Source organism: Pseudomonas sp. R11F, from assembly GCF_050312575.1.
Lineage (GTDB): Bacteria > Pseudomonadota > Gammaproteobacteria > Pseudomonadales > Pseudomonadaceae > Aquipseudomonas > Aquipseudomonas palleroniana.
The window spans coordinates 1-15,332 of sequence record NZ_JBNPJU010000019.1 but is presented as its reverse complement, the minus strand read 5'-3'; the positions used below and the strand labels follow the sequence as shown (position 1 = coordinate 15,332).

The 15,332-nt window shown below is 59.8% G+C and carries 14 protein-coding genes, 2 tRNA genes and 1 pseudogene; 14 read left to right on the top strand and 3 right to left on the bottom strand.

Features of this window, described 5'->3' with window-relative positions; translation table 11 throughout:
- Nucleotides 1-11: 11 nt before the first annotated feature.
- The 4 genes from ileS (at nt 12) to ispH (ending at nt 4,916) form a co-directional block, all read left to right on the top strand.
- A complete protein-coding gene (ileS, locus tag ACQRBV_RS05270) occupies nt 12-2,843 on the top strand; it encodes an isoleucine--tRNA ligase (RefSeq protein WP_411985244.1) in 2,832 nt (943 codons plus the stop codon).
- Nucleotides 2,836-3,345 carry a signal peptidase II gene (lspA, locus tag ACQRBV_RS05265; protein ID WP_060754850.1) on the top strand — a complete coding sequence of 170 codons (510 nt, stop codon included), beginning with the start codon at nt 2,836-2,838 and terminating at the stop codon, nt 3,343-3,345. The genes ileS and lspA overlap by 8 nt, the downstream gene beginning before the upstream one ends.
- 7 nt (nt 3,346-3,352) lie before the next feature.
- Nucleotides 3,353-3,790, top strand: a complete 438-nt coding sequence (gene fkpB / locus ACQRBV_RS05260; protein WP_174554049.1) for an FKBP-type peptidyl-prolyl cis-trans isomerase — start codon at nt 3,353-3,355, stop codon at nt 3,788-3,790.
- 178 nt (nt 3,791-3,968) lie between these two features.
- Nucleotides 3,969-4,916, top strand: coding sequence for a 4-hydroxy-3-methylbut-2-enyl diphosphate reductase (ispH, locus tag ACQRBV_RS05255; protein WP_060754852.1), 948 nt, complete (start codon nt 3,969-3,971; stop codon nt 4,914-4,916).
- Here ispH and ACQRBV_RS05250 read toward each other — a convergent pair.
- A pseudogene (locus ACQRBV_RS05250) lies at nt 4,870-5,449 on the bottom strand (GspH/FimT family pseudopilin). The gene ispH and the pseudogene ACQRBV_RS05250 sit on opposite strands and share 47 nt — an antisense overlap.
- Before the next feature lie 203 nt (nt 5,450-5,652).
- Between ACQRBV_RS05250 and pilV the strand changes: the two are divergent.
- From pilV to thiO, 5 genes are all read left to right on the top strand, one after another.
- A complete protein-coding gene (pilV, locus tag ACQRBV_RS05245; RefSeq protein WP_411985245.1) occupies nt 5,653-6,138 on the top strand; it encodes a type IV pilus modification protein PilV in 486 nt (161 codons plus the stop codon).
- Nucleotides 6,135-6,842 (top strand): PilW family protein, encoded by a 708-nt coding sequence (locus tag ACQRBV_RS05240; protein WP_411985246.1) that lies wholly within the window; start codon nt 6,135-6,137, stop codon nt 6,840-6,842. Before pilV ends, ACQRBV_RS05240 begins: the two co-directional genes overlap by 4 nt.
- Before the next feature lie 7 nt (nt 6,843-6,849).
- Nucleotides 6,850-7,380 carry a pilus assembly PilX family protein gene (locus ACQRBV_RS05235; protein ID WP_411985279.1) on the top strand — a complete coding sequence of 177 codons (531 nt, stop codon included), beginning with the start codon at nt 6,850-6,852 and terminating at the stop codon, nt 7,378-7,380.
- Nucleotides 7,381-7,392: 12 nt separating this feature from the next.
- A complete protein-coding gene (locus ACQRBV_RS05230; RefSeq protein ID WP_411985247.1) occupies nt 7,393-7,794 on the top strand; it encodes a type IV pilin protein in 402 nt (133 codons plus the stop codon).
- A gap of 62 nt (nt 7,795-7,856) precedes the next feature.
- Nucleotides 7,857-8,966, top strand: coding sequence for a glycine oxidase ThiO (thiO, locus tag ACQRBV_RS05225; protein WP_205345147.1), 1,110 nt, complete (start codon nt 7,857-7,859; stop codon nt 8,964-8,966).
- On the opposite strand, the gene ACQRBV_RS05220 is transcribed toward thiO, so the two are convergent.
- Both ACQRBV_RS05220 and ACQRBV_RS05215 read right to left on the bottom strand, forming a co-directional pair.
- Nucleotides 8,953-9,186: a PP0621 family protein gene (locus ACQRBV_RS05220; RefSeq protein WP_060754859.1), complete on the bottom strand. Its 234-nt coding sequence runs from the start codon at nt 9,184-9,186 to the stop codon at nt 8,953-8,955. The genes thiO and ACQRBV_RS05220 overlap by 14 nt on opposite strands.
- A gap of 126 nt (nt 9,187-9,312) precedes the next feature.
- A complete protein-coding gene (locus ACQRBV_RS05215) occupies nt 9,313-10,338 on the bottom strand; it encodes an outer membrane protein assembly factor BamD (protein WP_090366860.1) in 1,026 nt (341 codons plus the stop codon).
- A 149-nt stretch (nt 10,339-10,487) separates the two neighbouring features.
- Here ACQRBV_RS05215 and rluD point away from each other — a divergent pair, with 149 nt between their 5' ends.
- From rluD to ACQRBV_RS05190, 5 genes are all read left to right on the top strand, one after another.
- A complete protein-coding gene (gene rluD, locus ACQRBV_RS05210) occupies nt 10,488-11,450 on the top strand; it encodes a 23S rRNA pseudouridine(1911/1915/1917) synthase RluD (protein WP_090366858.1) in 963 nt (320 codons plus the stop codon).
- A complete protein-coding gene (gene pgeF / locus ACQRBV_RS05205) occupies nt 11,447-12,172 on the top strand; it encodes a peptidoglycan editing factor PgeF (RefSeq protein WP_411985248.1) in 726 nt (241 codons plus the stop codon). Before rluD ends, pgeF begins: the two co-directional genes overlap by 4 nt.
- 130 nt (nt 12,173-12,302) lie before the next feature.
- Nucleotides 12,303-14,867 (top strand): ATP-dependent chaperone ClpB, encoded by a 2,565-nt coding sequence (gene clpB / locus ACQRBV_RS05200; RefSeq protein WP_060754863.1) that lies wholly within the window; start codon nt 12,303-12,305, stop codon nt 14,865-14,867.
- 303 nt (nt 14,868-15,170) lie between these two features.
- Nucleotides 15,171-15,246, top strand: a tRNA-Asn gene (locus ACQRBV_RS05195).
- 9 nt (nt 15,247-15,255) lie between these two features.
- A tRNA-Pro gene (locus ACQRBV_RS05190) sits at nt 15,256-15,332 on the top strand.

The window sequence follows — 15,332 nt, the reverse complement described above, 5'->3', positions numbered from 1 at the left end:
AAGAGCCTTAAATGACCGACTATAAAGCCACGCTAAACCTTCCGGACACCGCCTTCCCAATGAAGGCCGGCCTGCCACAGCGCGAACCGCAGATCCTGCAGCGCTGGGACAGTATTGGCCTGTACGGAAAGTTGCGCGAAATTGGCAAGGATCGTCCGAAATTCGTCCTGCACGACGGCCCTCCTTATGCCAACGGCACGATTCACATCGGTCATGCGCTGAACAAAATTCTCAAGGACATGATCATCCGCTCGAAAACCCTTTCGGGTTTCGACGCGCCTTATGTCCCGGGTTGGGACTGCCACGGCCTGCCGATCGAGCACAAAGTCGAAGTGACCCACGGCAAGAACCTGGGCGCGGATAAAACCCGCGAACTGTGCCGTGCCTACGCCACCGAGCAGATCGAAGGGCAGAAGTCCGAATTCATCCGCCTGGGTGTATTGGGTGACTGGGCCAACCCCTACAAGACCATGGACTTCAAGAACGAGGCCGGTGAAATCCGTGCCTTGGCCGAGATCGTCAAGGGTGGCTTCGTGTTCAAGGGGCTCAAGCCCGTGAACTGGTGTTTCGACTGCGGTTCGGCCCTGGCCGAGGCGGAGGTTGAGTACGAAGACAAGAAGTCCTCGACCATCGACGTAGCCTTCCCGATCGCGGACGACGCCAAGCTGGCCGAGGCCTTTGGCCTGGCGAGCCTGGGCAAGCCAGCGGCCATCGTGATCTGGACCACCACCCCGTGGACCATCCCCGCCAACCAGGCGCTGAACGTACACCCGGAGTTCACCTACGCCCTGGTGGACGTTGGTGACCGTCTGCTGGTGCTGGCCGAGGAAATGGTTGAAGCCTGCCTGGCCCGTTACGAGCTGCAGGGTTCGGTGATTGCCAACACCACCGGTTCCGCGCTGGAGTTGATCAATTTCCGCCATCCGTTCTATGACCGTCTGTCGCCGGTTTACCTGGCTGACTACGTCGAGCTGGGCTCGGGTACCGGCGTGGTCCACTGCTCGCCCGCCTATGGCGTGGACGACTTTGTGATCTGCAAGAAATACGGCCTGACCAACGATGACATCATCAACCCGGTGCAAAGCAACGGCGTGTATGTGCCATCGCTGGAGTTCTTTGGCGGCCAGTTCATCTTCAAGGCTGACCACGCAATCATCGAGAAGCTGAGCGAAGTCGGTGCGTTGATAAAGTCAGACACCATCAAACACAGCTACATGCACTGCTGGCGCCACAAGACCCCGCTGATCTACCGCGCCACCGCGCAGTGGTTCATCGGCATGGACAAAGAGCCGGCCAGCGGCGACACCCTGCGTGTGCGCTCGCTCAAGGCCATCGAAGACACCGGCTTCATCCCGGCCTGGGGCCAGGCGCGCCTGCACTCGATGATCGCCAACCGCCCGGACTGGTGCATCTCGCGTCAGCGCAACTGGGGCGTGCCGATCCCGTTCTTCCTCAACAAGGAAAGCGGCGAGCTGCACCCACGCACCGTTGAACTGATGGAAGCCGTGGCCCAACGCGTTGAACAGGAAGGCATCGAAGCCTGGTTCAAGCTTGACGCTGCCGAGCTGTTGGGCGACGAAGCACCGTTGTACGACAAGATCAGCGATACCCTCGACGTGTGGTTCGACTCGGGCACCACCCACTGGCACGTGCTGCGTGGTTCGCACCCGATGGGCCACGAGACCGGGCCTCGTGCCGACCTGTACCTGGAAGGTTCGGACCAGCACCGTGGCTGGTTCCACTCTTCCTTGCTGACCGGTTGCGCCATCGATAACCACGCTCCGTACCGCGAGCTGTTGACCCACGGTTTCACGGTGGATGAAAACGGCCGCAAGATGTCCAAGTCGCTGGGCAACGTGATTGCGCCGCAAAAGGTCAACGACACCCTGGGTGCCGACATCATGCGTCTGTGGGTGGCCTCGACCGATTATTCGGGCGAGATGGCTGTGTCCGAGCAGATCCTGCAGCGCAGTGCCGACGCCTACCGCCGTATCCGTAACACCGCACGCTTCCTGCTGTCGAACCTGACCGGTTTCAACCCGGCCACCGACATCCTGCCGGCCGAGGACATGCTCGCCCTGGACCGTTGGGCCGTGGACCGTACCCTGTTGCTGCAGCGCGAGTTGCAGGAGCATTACGGCGAATATCGCTTCTGGAACGTTTACTCGAAGATCCACAACTTCTGCGTGCAGGAGTTGGGTGGTTTCTACCTCGACATCATCAAGGACCGCCAGTACACCACCGGCGCCAACAGCAAGGCCCGTCGCTCGGCGCAGACCGCGCTGTACCACATCAGTGAGGCGCTGGTGCGCTGGATCGCGCCGATCCTGGCCTTCACCGCCGACGAGCTGTGGGAGTACCTGCCAGGCGAACGCAACGAATCGGTGATGCTCAACACCTGGTACGAAGGTCTGACCGAATTGCCGGCTGATTTCGAATTGGGCCGCGAGTACTGGGAAGGCGTGATGGCCGTCAAGGCTGCGGTGAACAAGGAGCTGGAAGTTCAGCGCGCGGCCAAGGCCGTCGGTGGCAACCTGCAAGCCGAAGTCACTCTGTTTGCCGAAGAAGGCCTGACTGCCGATCTGGCCAAGCTGAGCAACGAACTGCGTTTCGTGCTGATTACCTCCACCGCGAGCCTGGCGCCATTCGCCCAGGCCCCGGCGGATGCAGTCGCCACCGAAGTGCCAGGTCTCAAGCTCAAAGTGGTCAAGTCGGCCTTCGCCAAGTGCGCCCGTTGCTGGCACTGCCGTGAAGACGTCGGTGTGAACCCTGAGCATCCGGAAATCTGTGGTCGTTGCGTCGACAACATCTCGGGTGCTGGTGAGGTTCGCCACTATGCCTAACACCAGTCGTTTCGGACGTCTGGGCTGGCTCGTGCTGAGTGTGCTGGTCCTGGTCATCGACCAGGTCAGCAAGGCTCATTTCGAAGGCTCCCTGCAGATGTTCCAGCAGATCGTGGTGATCCCGGACTACTTCAGCTGGACCCTGGCCTACAACACCGGCGCCGCTTTCAGCTTTTTGGCTGATAGCGGTGGCTGGCAGCGCTGGCTGTTCGCGCTGATCGCGGTGGTGGTCAGTGCGGTGCTGGTAGTTTGGCTCAAGCGTCTTGGCCGCGATGACACCTGGCTGGCTATCGCCCTGGCCCTTGTGTTGGGCGGGGCGCTGGGCAACCTCTACGACCGCATTGCCTTGGGCCATGTGATCGACTTTATCCTGGTGCATTGGCAGAACCGCTGGTACTTCCCGGCGTTCAACTTTGCCGACAGCGCCATCACCGTCGGTGCGATCATGCTGGCGTTGGACATGTTCAAAAGCAAGAAAACCGGAGAGACCGTCAATGACTGATCAGGTATTGGCTGAACAACGTATCGGCCAGAACACGGAAGTCACTTTGCATTTCGCACTGCGCCTGGAAAATGGCGACACGGTCGACAGCACGTTCGACAAGGCCCCCGCGACGTTCAAAGTCGGTGATGGCAACCTGCTGCCGGGTTTCGAAGCCGCGCTGTTCGGCTTCAAGGCTGGCGACAAGCGCAACCTGCAGATCCTGCCGGAAAATGCCTTTGGCCAGCCCAACCCGCAAAACGTGCAGATCATCCCGCGTTCGCAGTTCCAGGACATGGACCTTTCGGAAGGCTTGTTGGTGATCTTCAACGATGCGGCGAATACCGAGCTGCCGGGTGTGGTGAAAACCTTCGATGACGCGCAAGTGACCATCGACTTCAATCACCCGTTGGCCGGTAAAACCTTGACCTTTGATGTTGAAATCATCGACGTTAAAGCGATCTGATCAACGACGCGGTTAAAAATGTGGGAGCGGGCTTGCTCGCGAAAGCGGTCTATCAGTAACACATGTGTTATCTGGCCCACTGCTTTCGCGAGCAAGCCCGCTCCCACCTTTGATCTCTACTGTCAGGTGGGTTAGCGTCTAGCTTGAACCCAAGTGGCTGCAAGACACGAGGCACAGCATGCAAATCAAACTCGCCAACCCCCGTGGCTTCTGCGCCGGCGTGGACCGGGCGATCGAAATCGTCAATCGCGCCCTGGAAGTCTTCGGGCCGCCGATTTATGTGCGCCATGAAGTTGTCCACAACAAGTTCGTGGTCGAAGACCTGCGCGCACGCGGTGCCATCTTTGTTGAAGAGCTCGACCAGGTGCCGGACGACGTTATCGTCATTTTCAGCGCCCACGGCGTTTCCCAGGCCGTGCGTACCGAAGCTGCCGGCCGTGGCCTGAAAGTATTCGATGCCACCTGCCCATTGGTCACCAAGGTGCATATCGAAGTCGCACGCTACAGTCGCGACGGGCGTGAATGCATCCTGATCGGTCATGCCGGCCACCCGGAAGTTGAAGGCACCATGGGCCAGTATGACGCCAGCAACGGCGGTGCCATCTACCTGGTGGAAGATGAAAAGGACGTCGCCGATTTGCAGGTACACAATCCTGATCGGTTGGCTTTCGTGACCCAGACTACCTTGTCCATGGACGACACCAGCCGCGTTATCGACGCTTTGCGCGCGCGTTTCCCTGCCATTGGCGGTCCGCGCAAGGATGACATCTGCTACGCAACGCAAAACCGTCAGGATGCGGTCAAGCAATTGGCCAACGAATGCGACGTGGTTTTGGTGGTCGGCAGCCCGAACAGCTCCAACTCCAATCGTCTGCGCGAGCTGGCTGAACGCATGGCCACACCGGCCTACCTGATCGACGGTGCTGAAGACATGCAGCGCAGCTGGTTCGATGGCGTTGAGCGTATCGGTATCACGGCGGGAGCCTCGGCTCCGGAAGTGCTGGTGCGGGGCGTGATCCAACAGTTGCAGGCTTGGGGCGCGACCGGCGCCGATGAGTTGGCCGGCCGTGAAGAGAACATCACGTTCTCCATGCCCAAGGAACTGCGGGTTCGCTCGTTGCTCTGAGCCCTGGTGCCGGATCAGTCCCGGCATAACGCCTGCTCGGTTTTATCACTGCGCAGGCTGATGCGGCCGCTGGGGGCCAGCACTACCTGATGCAGGCTTTGTGCCTGGCCCGTGTCGCATATGTGCACGGTGCCGGCACGGAAGCCTCCCCCCGTAAATACCGGCTCGCCCAATCCGCTGAAGCGCACTTGGCTCTTGACCGGCCCATTGCCGACCAGCGTTGCACGCCCGCTGTCCTGTCGCTCCAACAGTATCGGGTTGTCTTTGTCCATATGACCGCGCCCGCTGACATCCTCGATGACTCGCCAGCCTAGGCTCCAATCGTCCTCCAATGCATGAACAATCACCGCGCGATTGCGTGTGAGCGCTGCGCTGCGGGCGAAGCGCAGGCCCTGCGCCAGTGATTCGGCTGCGCTGTGTTGCTGGTGTGCGTCGAGCAATCCTTTGAAGCTGGGCACCGCCAAATGCGCCAGCAGGCCGCTCAGCATCAGGCCCAATAGCAACTCGATCAGGGTGAAGCCTCGTTCTGTCATATGCCGTCCCTCCGTGGACGCAGCTGGTAATCCAGCGGGTAGAGACAGGTATAGCCAGCGGATGCCAGGGTTGGATGATGGCCTTTATGTCCAAAGTATTTCCCTTTGTTCCGCAAGCGGCACCGATTAAAAACCGCCGCTAGTCTTGGGTCGCACAACAGGTTTTGCCTGTTTTTCGCCCCTCGACATGGATGACGACGGTGATGCTAATCCGTACACACAGGTTTTTTCTTCGCGCCGTCCAGTGGCGCCAAACCGGCATGACCCTGATCGAGGTGTTGGTGGCGGTGTTGATTCTGGCTGTCGGTTTGTTGGGCGCTTCGGCCCTCCAGCTCAATGCGCTCAAGTACACCGAGAGCGCCAGGATGACCAGCCAGGCCAGTTTCATTGCCTACGACATGCTTGATCGAATTCGCTCCAATCCCGGGATCGATTATTCGTGGTCGCGAGCTGGACCTTCGATGGCCAATGTCCCGACCGCCAGCGTGCGTGATCTGGACCTGCATGATTTCGAGGCCAATATCCTGGGTTTTGCCGGCGCAGATGCCAAAGGAGCGGTATCGACCAGCGGGCCTGAGGTCACTATCACCATCAGTTGGCAGGCGGGCAGGGGCGCAGGCGGCCCGGAAGCAAGGGAGACGTTCGTTCTCACCAGTCGCATGGTCGATGAACAAGGCGCGTTGCAATGAGCCGTCTTGTGCGCGGATTCAGCCTGGTGGAAATGCTGGTGGCGTTGGCCGTTGGGCTCTTGTTGGTGCTGGGCGCAAGCCAGGTGGTCATCAGCACGCGGCTGACGCATGCCAGTCAATTGGCGGCAATGGTCCTGCAAGACGATGCACGATTTGTACTGGGCAAGCTGACGCAGGATATTCGCCAGGCGGGCATGTTTGGCTGCCTGGCCAGCGCATTTATCGACGACGCCCCCGCCGCCCTGGAGCGACCGTTGGGGTGGAGTACCTCGGGGAATGCGACGTCGCTGACCCTGGTCACTGCGGATGTCGGTAGTGGGGGGGGCAAGCCTGATTGGACGGTGGTATCCGACTGCAAGACGGTTGCCCGGGCATATACTGGAGCATCACCCGCGCCGGCGCCTGGGCAGATCCGCTTTGCGCTGCGCCAGCTCACCTACACCTTTGAATCCGGCCAACTGAAAGTCAGCACCCCGGCGGCGCCGGCCAAAGCGGTGCTTGTGGATAACGTGCGGGCGTTCGACATCAGTTTTGGCATGGCGGCCAAGCCCGCATCAACAAGCGTGGTGCGTTACGACAGCAACCCTGCCGACGAGTCGTTGATACGCAGTGTGCGCATCCTCATGACATTGCAAGACCCGACAGGGCGTGTCAGGGACCAGACCTACAGCGTTGTGGCTGCGCTGCGAAATCGCCAGGGGTAGGGCCGTGATGAAGATAAGTGGCGGTATTCATTGGCGTCAGGCAGGGATGGTGTTGTGGATCAGCCTGGTATTCCTGTTGCTGTTGTCACTGGTTGGTTTGTCATCGATGCAAGGTGCGATATCCCAGCAAAAAGTCGCGGGCAGCTTGTGGCATCGCAACCAATCTTTTCAAAGCGCCGAAAGCGGCCTCAGGTTGGGGGAGCTGGCGGTAAAGCGCGGTGGCGGTGGGCTGCCCGAATGTCACTCGATCATCACATGCTCGCCACCTGAGGAGGCGTTTACGTTGATGGGGGCCGGGGCGAATCCGGTCTCGGCGGTTACCTGGGTTGCCTTCGACGCGGGGTTCTATGGCATTCAATCCATAGGCGAGGGCTTGGGGCTGGCGCATTTGCCGGCGCAAACCGCGGCACGGCTGTTTCGAGTGACGGCCATCGGGCTAGGGGGCCAATCGCGCACGGTCCTGGAGAGCGTGTATGTCCAGGTGGACGAGGGAGGGCGGGCGCGGTTTCAACGAATCCTGTGGCGGCAACTTCAGTAAAGGAGCAAACGGATGAGCACGGATAGCCAGGGATTTACCCTGATCGAGTTACTGATTGCGATGGCAATCATTGCGGTGTTGGCCGCGGTCGCTTATCCCGGATATACCGGGCATGTGAAAAAGGTCTATCGCAGTCAGATTGCCGCACTGTTGACCGAACAGGCCCAGTACCTGGAGCGCTTTTACGCCCGGAACGGTACTTTTATTGATGCAGAGGACGTCAGTGCGGGTAATGATCACTATAGAATCAGCGCTGTATTGAGTGCCCAGGATTTTGCCCTGCTTGCCACGCCCTCCGTCTATTCAGTCATGGCGGACGACGCATGCGGTGAATTCAGCTTGAGCAGTACCGGCGTGCGAAGCAACCCGGGAGCCAAGCCGGAAATGTCGCGCAAGACGTGCTGGGGGCAGTGATGAGAGTGCTGGATGAATGTGCGCTGTGTGCGCCAATCCCTATATATCGGCTGGATCAAATGATGGCAGAGCAACAGCGAGTGGTGATTGTCGGCGGCGGAGTAATCGGGTTGTTGACGGCGTTCAACCTGGCCACCCAGGGGCAGTCGGTAGTATTGCTGGAGCGTGCGGGGCTTGGGCAAGAGTCTTCGTGGGCCGGGGGCGGGATCGTTTCACCGTTGTACCCCTGGCGCTACAGCCCGGCAGTGACTGCTTTGGCCCATTGGTCCCAGGACTTTTACCCACAGCTGGCGCAGCGGTTGTTTGCCGCCACCGGGGTTGATCCAGAGGTGCATACCACGGGCTTGTACTGGCTTGATCTGGACGATGAAGCCGAGGCTTTGGCCTGGGCTGCTCGCGAGGGACGGCCGCTGAGCAAGGTGGATGTGTCGGCCGCGCACGATGCCGTGCCGGTGCTGGGGCGCGGTTATTCCCAGGCCATTTACATGGCTGATGTGGCCAATGTTCGCAACCCGCGCCTGGTCAAATCCTTGAAGGCGGCGTTGCAGGCATTGCCCGGTGTGACGATTCACGAGCAGTGTGAAGTGGCCGGTTTTGTTCTGGAGGGCGATACCGTAGTGGGCGTCGAAACGACGGCTGGCCGGGTGCTCGGCGATCAGGTCGTGCTTGCGGCGGGAGCCTGGAGTGGGGAGCTGCTGGGCACGTTGGGTCTGGCGCTGCCTGTTGAGCCGGTCAAAGGCCAAATGATCTTGTACAAATGCGCCTCGGACTTTTTGTCGAGCATGGTCCTGGCAAAAGGACGTTATGCGATCCCACGCCGTGACGGCCACATATTGATTGGCAGCACGTTGGAGCATGAGGGGTTCGACAAGACGCCGACCGAAACCGCGCTGGAAAGCCTCAAGGCTTCGGCAGTGGAATTGATTCCTGCCTTGGCTGGCGCTGAGGTGGTGGGGCATTGGGCGGGCTTGCGGCCTGGCTCGCCGGAAGGTGTGCCGTACATTGGCGAAGTGCCCGGCTTCAACGGGCTGTGGCTCAATTGTGGGCATTACCGCAATGGCCTGGTGCTCGCACCCGCGTCCTGTCAGTTGTTCACTGACTTGCTGCTGGGCCGTGCGCCGATTATCGAGCCCGCACCTTATGCGCCGGCTGGTCGTCTCAGCGCTGGCTAGGCTTCGGACCTTGTTCCAGGTGCGCCTGGGTGCAGTACCACTCTTGGCGTACGCTCAGTGCGCGATCCTGCGGCAGGTGTACGCCACAGTGCGCGCAACGCACCATCGGCGTGGCATCGGGCTCACTGGACCGTTGCTGTTTGGCGGCCGGGCTTTTGAATTTGCGCCAGAACCATACTGCGGCAGCAATGACGGCAATCCAGAACAGTAGACGAACCATGGTAAGCAGCTTCTCGACAAGGAATGCGCCAGTTTAGCCAAGGACGCAGCAGGCGCACAGCGCAATAATGCTCGCCCACAAAAAAGGGAGCCCATAGGGCTCCCTTTCTCTGATTGCCTGGACCGATCAGTCGAAAATACCGAAGGTCATGTAGCTGAACCACGAACGATCTTCCTTGCTGCCAGCGGCTTGTGGTGCCTGCTCTTCGATCACATCGCCGTTTTCGTCATGAGGCTTGAGGTCGGAAGGAATGGCGTCTTTCGCGTCCTGGAACTGCTTGATCACGTCCTGGTTGGCGCGGGTTTCGCCCGGCGGCAGCGGTGGACGGGATTCGATCAGGCCCAAGGTGTACTTGCTCAGCCACGAACGGTTATCCGCTTCGGCAACCTGAGGCACGAACTGGCCGTCTTTCAGGCTCGGGTGATCCGGGTAGTTGAGCTTCAGGGTTTCCAGGCTGGTGCTCGCCAGGGCGTCCAGGTGCAGGCGCTGGTAAGCCTCGGTCATTACCGCCAGACCGTCACCCACGGATGGGGTTTCCTGGAAGTTTTCCACCACATAGCGGCCACGGTTGGCAGCGGCCACGTACGCCTGACGGGTCAGGTAGTAGTGGGCTACGTGGATCTCGTAGGACGCCAGCAGGTTACGCAGGTAGATCATGCGTTGCTTGGCATCCGGGGCATAGCGGCTGTTGGGGTAGCGGCTGGTCAGCTGGGCGAACTCGTTGTAGGAGTCGCGGGCAGCGCCCGGGTCACGCTTGGTCATGTCCAGCGGCAGAAAACGCGCCAGCAGGCCGACGTCCTGGTCGAACGAGGTCAGGCCCTTCATGTAGTAGGCGTAATCCACGTTCGGGTGCTGCGGGTGCAAGCGGATAAAACGCTCTGCGGCGGACTTCGCGGCTTCCGGCTCGGAGTTCTTGTAGTTGGCGTAGATCAGTTCGAGCTGGGCCTGGTCGGCGTAGCGCCCGAACGGGTAACGCGACTCCAGGGCCTTCAGCTTCGCTGTGGCGCTGGTGTAGCTATTATTGTCCAAGTCTTTCTGAGCTTGCTGGTAAAGCTCGACTTCGCTCAGGTTTTCGTCGACGACGTCCTTTGTTGACGAGCAAGCAGCAGTCATGGCGAGGATGGCGATCAGCAGCAGGTGTTTCACTTGCATGGCGGCTTGCGTCCCTATGACGGCCGCTGTCTTGGGCGGGGCCGTCCTGTTATGATGAGCGCCCCGTTGAAAGCCTCGGGGCAAAAGACGCCGTATTTAACCACAAGCGCGCAGCCGAAACCAAAGGCTGTGCCACGCCTAGTCTGAGCATGTCCGATAAAATTGAACTTCGCGCAGAGGTGCCGTCCGAAATGGGTGGCCAACGCCTCGATCAAGTCGCCGCACAATTATTCGCTGAGCACTCGCGCTCGCGCCTTTCCGCCTGGATCAAAGACGGCCGCCTGACTGTGGATGGAGCGGTTATCCGCCCGCGAGACATAGTTCATGGCGGTGCGATTCTTGAGCTGACTGCCGAGCAGGAAGCCCAGGGAGAATGGGTTGCCCAGGACATCGAGCTGGACATCGTCTATGAAGACGACGACATCCTGGTCATCAACAAACCCGCAGGGCTGGTGGTTCACCCGGCTGCCGGGCACGCTGATGGCACTTTGCTCAACGCCCTGTTGCATCACGTCCCGGACATCATCAATGTCCCGCGCTGCGGCATCGTGCACCGTCTGGACAAGGACACCACCGGCTTGATGGTGGTGGCCAAGACCATTCAGGCGCAGACGCAGTTGGTCACCCAGTTGCAGAGCCGCAGCGTCAGCCGGATCTACGAGTGCATCGTGATCGGCGTCGTGGTGGCGGGTGGCAAGATCAACGCCCCAATCGGTCGCCACGGCCAGCAGCGCCAGCGTATGGCGGTGATGGAAGGCGGCAAGCAGGCCGTGAGCCATTACCGCGTACTGGAGCGTTTTCGCTCCCACACCCACGTGCGGGTCAAGCTGGAAACCGGTCGTACTCACCAGATTCGCGTGCATATGGCGCACATCAACTTCCCGTTGGTCGGAGATCCTGCTTACGGTGGCCGCTTCCGCATTCCGCCGGCGGCCAGTGCAACCATGGTTGAATCGTTGAAAAACTTCCCGCGCCAGGCGCTGCATGCACGCTTCCTGGAACTGGATCATCCGACGAGCGGTAAGCGCATGAGCTGGGAATCGCCTCTGCCAGACGACCTGGTGTGGTTGTTGTCGCTGCTCAAGCAGGATCGCGAGGCGTTTATCGGATGAGTGACTGGCTGATTCCTGACTGGCCCGCGCCGGCTCAGGTGAAAGCCTGCGTCACCACCCGTGCGGGCGGCGTCAGCCTGGCGCCGTTCGACAGCTTCAACCTGGGCGATCATGTCGAGGACAGCCTGGACGCCGTCCTTGAAAACCGTCGTCGTCTCTCCGAGACCTTCAAGATTCAGCCGGCCTGGCTGCGCCAGGTCCACGGCGTGAGCGTGGTCGAGGCCGATCCCGGCCGCGTTGCCGAAGCTGATGGCAGTTGGACCAGTACTCCAGGCATTGCCTGCACCTCAATGACCGCTGACTGCCTGCCGGCGTTGTTCTGCAACCGTGCCGGCACTCGTGTCGCGGCTGCCCATGCCGGTTGGCGCGGGTTGGCGGCAGGGGTGTTGGAGGCGGCGTTCGAAAGCCTGGATACCGAACCTGCCGACGTCCTGGTCTGGCTCGGCCCTGCCATTGGTCCGCAAGCTTTCGAAGTCGGTCCGGAAGTGCGTGAAGCCTTCATGCAGCAGCTGCCGATGACCGCCCAGGCCTTTGTACCCAGCCGCAATCCTGGCAAGTACATGGCCGACATCTATGAGCTGGCGCGCCTACGCCTGGCCGTACAGGGCGTTACCGCTGTCTATGGTGGCGGTTTCTGCACGGTGACCGACCCACGCTTCTTCTCCTATCGCCGCAGCCCACGCACCGGTCGATTTGTCTCCCTTATCTGGCTTGAGCGCTAGACTCTCCTGACTTACGTCAACTGTTCGTAGCTTGAATCTTCCAGAATTCACCCCATCTACTGGGTATCTGGCAGGTTTCTTCATTCAGGATGTGTTTATAGCTCCGGCCTGCTCAAAAGGAAGGTGACTAATGCGTATTGATCGTTTAACCAGCAAATTGCAGTTGGCTTTATCTGATTCCCAATCGTTGGCGGTGGGCCTTGACCACCCGGCCATTGAACCTGCGCACTTGATGCAGGCGCTCCTGGAACAGCAAGGTGGTTCTATCAAACCCTTGCTGATGCAGGTCGGTTTTGACGTCAACAGCCTGCGCAAGGAGTTGAGCAAAGAGCTCGACCAACTGCCGAAAATCCAGAATCCCACCGGCGACGTCAATATGTCGCAGGACCTGGCGCGCCTGCTTAACCAGGCTGACCGTCTGGCCCAGCAGAAAGGTGACCAGTTCATCTCCAGCGAGTTGGTGCTGCTCGCGGCCATGGATGAGAACAGCAAGCTCGGCAAGTTGTTGCTCGGCCAGGGCGTGAGCAAGAAAGCCCTGGAAAATGCCATCAACAACCTGCGTGGCGGCGACGCGGTGAACGACCCCAACCATGAGGAGTCGCGCCAGGCCCTGGACAAATACACCGTCGACCTGACCAAGCGTGCCGAAGAAGGCAAGCTTGACCCGGTGATCGGTCGTGACGATGAGATTCGTCGCACCATCCAGGTCCTGCAGCGACGCACCAAGAACAACCCGGTGCTGATCGGTGAGCCCGGTGTGGGTAAAACCGCGATCGCCGAGGGCCTGGCCCAACGCATCATTAACGGTGAAGTGCCGGACGGCCTGAAAGGCAAGCGTCTATTGTCCCTGGATATGGGCGCGTTGATCGCCGGCGCCAAGTTCCGAGGCGAGTTCGAAGAGCGTCTGAAGGCTCTGCTCACCGAACTGTCGAAGCAGGAAGGGCAGATCATTCTGTTTATCGATGAGCTGCACACCATGGTCGGCGCCGGTAAAGGTGAAGGCTCGATGGACGCCGGCAACATGCTCAAGCCGGCTTTGGCCCGGGGTGAGTTGCACTGCGTTGGCGCGACCACGCTCAACGAGTACCGCCAGTACATTGAAAAGGACGCGGCCCTCGAGCGTCGCTTCCAGAAAGTGCTGGTGGAAGAACCGAGCGAAGAGGACACCATCGCGATCCTGCGTGGCCTGAAAGAGCGCTATGAGGTCCACCATAAGGTGGCGATCACTGACGGTGCAATCATTGCGGCGGCCAAATTGAGCCATCGCTACATCACCGATCGTCAGTTGCCGGACAAGGCCATCGATTTGATCGACGAGGCCGCCAGCCGCATCCGCATGGAGATCGACTCCAAGCCGGAAGTGCTCGACCGTCTGGATCGGCGCCTGATTCAACTGAAAGTTGAGTCCCAGGCCCTGAAGAAGGAAGAGGATGACGCGGCGAAGAAACGCCTGGAAAAACTCCAGGAAGAAATCGTCCGCCTGGAACGTGAGTATTCGGACCTTGAAGAAATCTGGACCTCGGAAAAAGCCGAAGTACAGGGTTCTGCCCAGATCCAGCAAAAGATCGAGCAATCGCGGCAGGAGTTGGAAGCTGCGCGTCGCAAAGGTGACCTGAACCGCATGGCCGAATTGCAGTACGGGGTGATCCCGGACCTGGAGCGCAGCCTGCAGATGGTTGACCAGCACGGCCACAGCGAGAACCAGCTGTTGCGCAGCAAGGTGACCGAGGAAGAAATCGCCGAAGTGGTCTCCAAGTGGACCGGCATTCCCGTGTCGAAGATGCTGGAAGGCGAACGTGACAAGCTGCTGAAAATGGAAAGTCTGTTGCATCAGCGCGTCATTGGCCAGGAAGAAGCGGTGGTCGCGGTGGCCAACGCCGTGCGGCGGTCCCGGGCAGGTTTGTCCGACCCGAACCGTCCGAGCGGCTCATTTATGTTCCTCGGCCCGACTGGTGTGGGTAAGACCGAGTTGTGCAAGGCGTTGGCCGAGTTCCTCTTTGACACGGAAGAAGCCATGGTCCGGATCGATATGTCCGAATTCATGGAGAAACACTCGGTGGCCCGCTTGATCGGCGCCCCACCAGGCTACGTGGGCTATGAGGAGGGCGGTTACCTGACCGAGGCCGTGCGGCGCAAGCCTTACTCGGTGATCCTGCTGGATGAGGTCGAGAAGGCGCACCCGGATGTGTTCAACATCCTGCTGCAAGTGCTGGAAGACGGCCGCCTGACGGACAGCCACGGACGTACCGTAGACTTCCGCAATACGGTGGTCGTGATGACCTCCAACCTGGGCTCGGCACAGATCCAGGAGTTGGTGGGTGATCGTGAGGCGCAGCGTGCTGCGGTCATGGATGCGTTGACCAGCCACTTCCGTCCGGAATTTATCAACCGGGTGGACGAGGTGGTGATCTTCGAGCCTCTGGCGCGGGATCAGATCGCGGGCATCACCGAGATCCAGTTGGGTCGCCTGCGGGGTCGCCTGGCCGAGCGCGAGCTGGGCCTGAATCTGAGCGGCGAGGCCTTGGACAAGCTGATCGCGGTGGGTTACGACCCGGTGTATGGCGCACGGCCGTTGAAGCGTGCGATTCAGCGCTGGATCGAAAACCCGCTGGCTCAGTTGATCCTGTCGGGCCGCTTTATGCCGGGGACCAGCGTCGAGGCCACGGTGGAGAACGACGAAATCGTCTTCCATTAAGCTTGGCGAGTACGTTAATAAGAGAAGGCTCCGCATTGCGGAGCCTTTTTTTTCGATAGGGCGTTGAACTGTAAGGCAAAGGCTTGTAAAGTGCGCCCCGCAACAACGTCAGCCCAAGGGTTTCTTCTCCCCAAGAAGAAATCAGAAAGAAGCGCAAATCATTGTCTTAAAAGCAATTTAAAGGGTTGACAGGGGTTTTTAAGATTGTAGAATAGCGCGCCTCAGAGACATGAACGTAGCGATACGGACAGATCAAAGAGAAGGTTACATCGCAGTAAAAGTTGTAAATTTGAAATACGCAGTTCCGTGATAGCTCAGTCGGTAGAGCAAATGACTGTTAATCATTGGGTCCCAGGTTCGAGTCCTGGTCACGGAGCCATTTCAAAATCGGGGTATAGCGCAGTCCGGTAGCGCGCCTGCTTTGGGAGCAGGATGTCGGGAGTTCGAATCCCCCTACCCCGACCA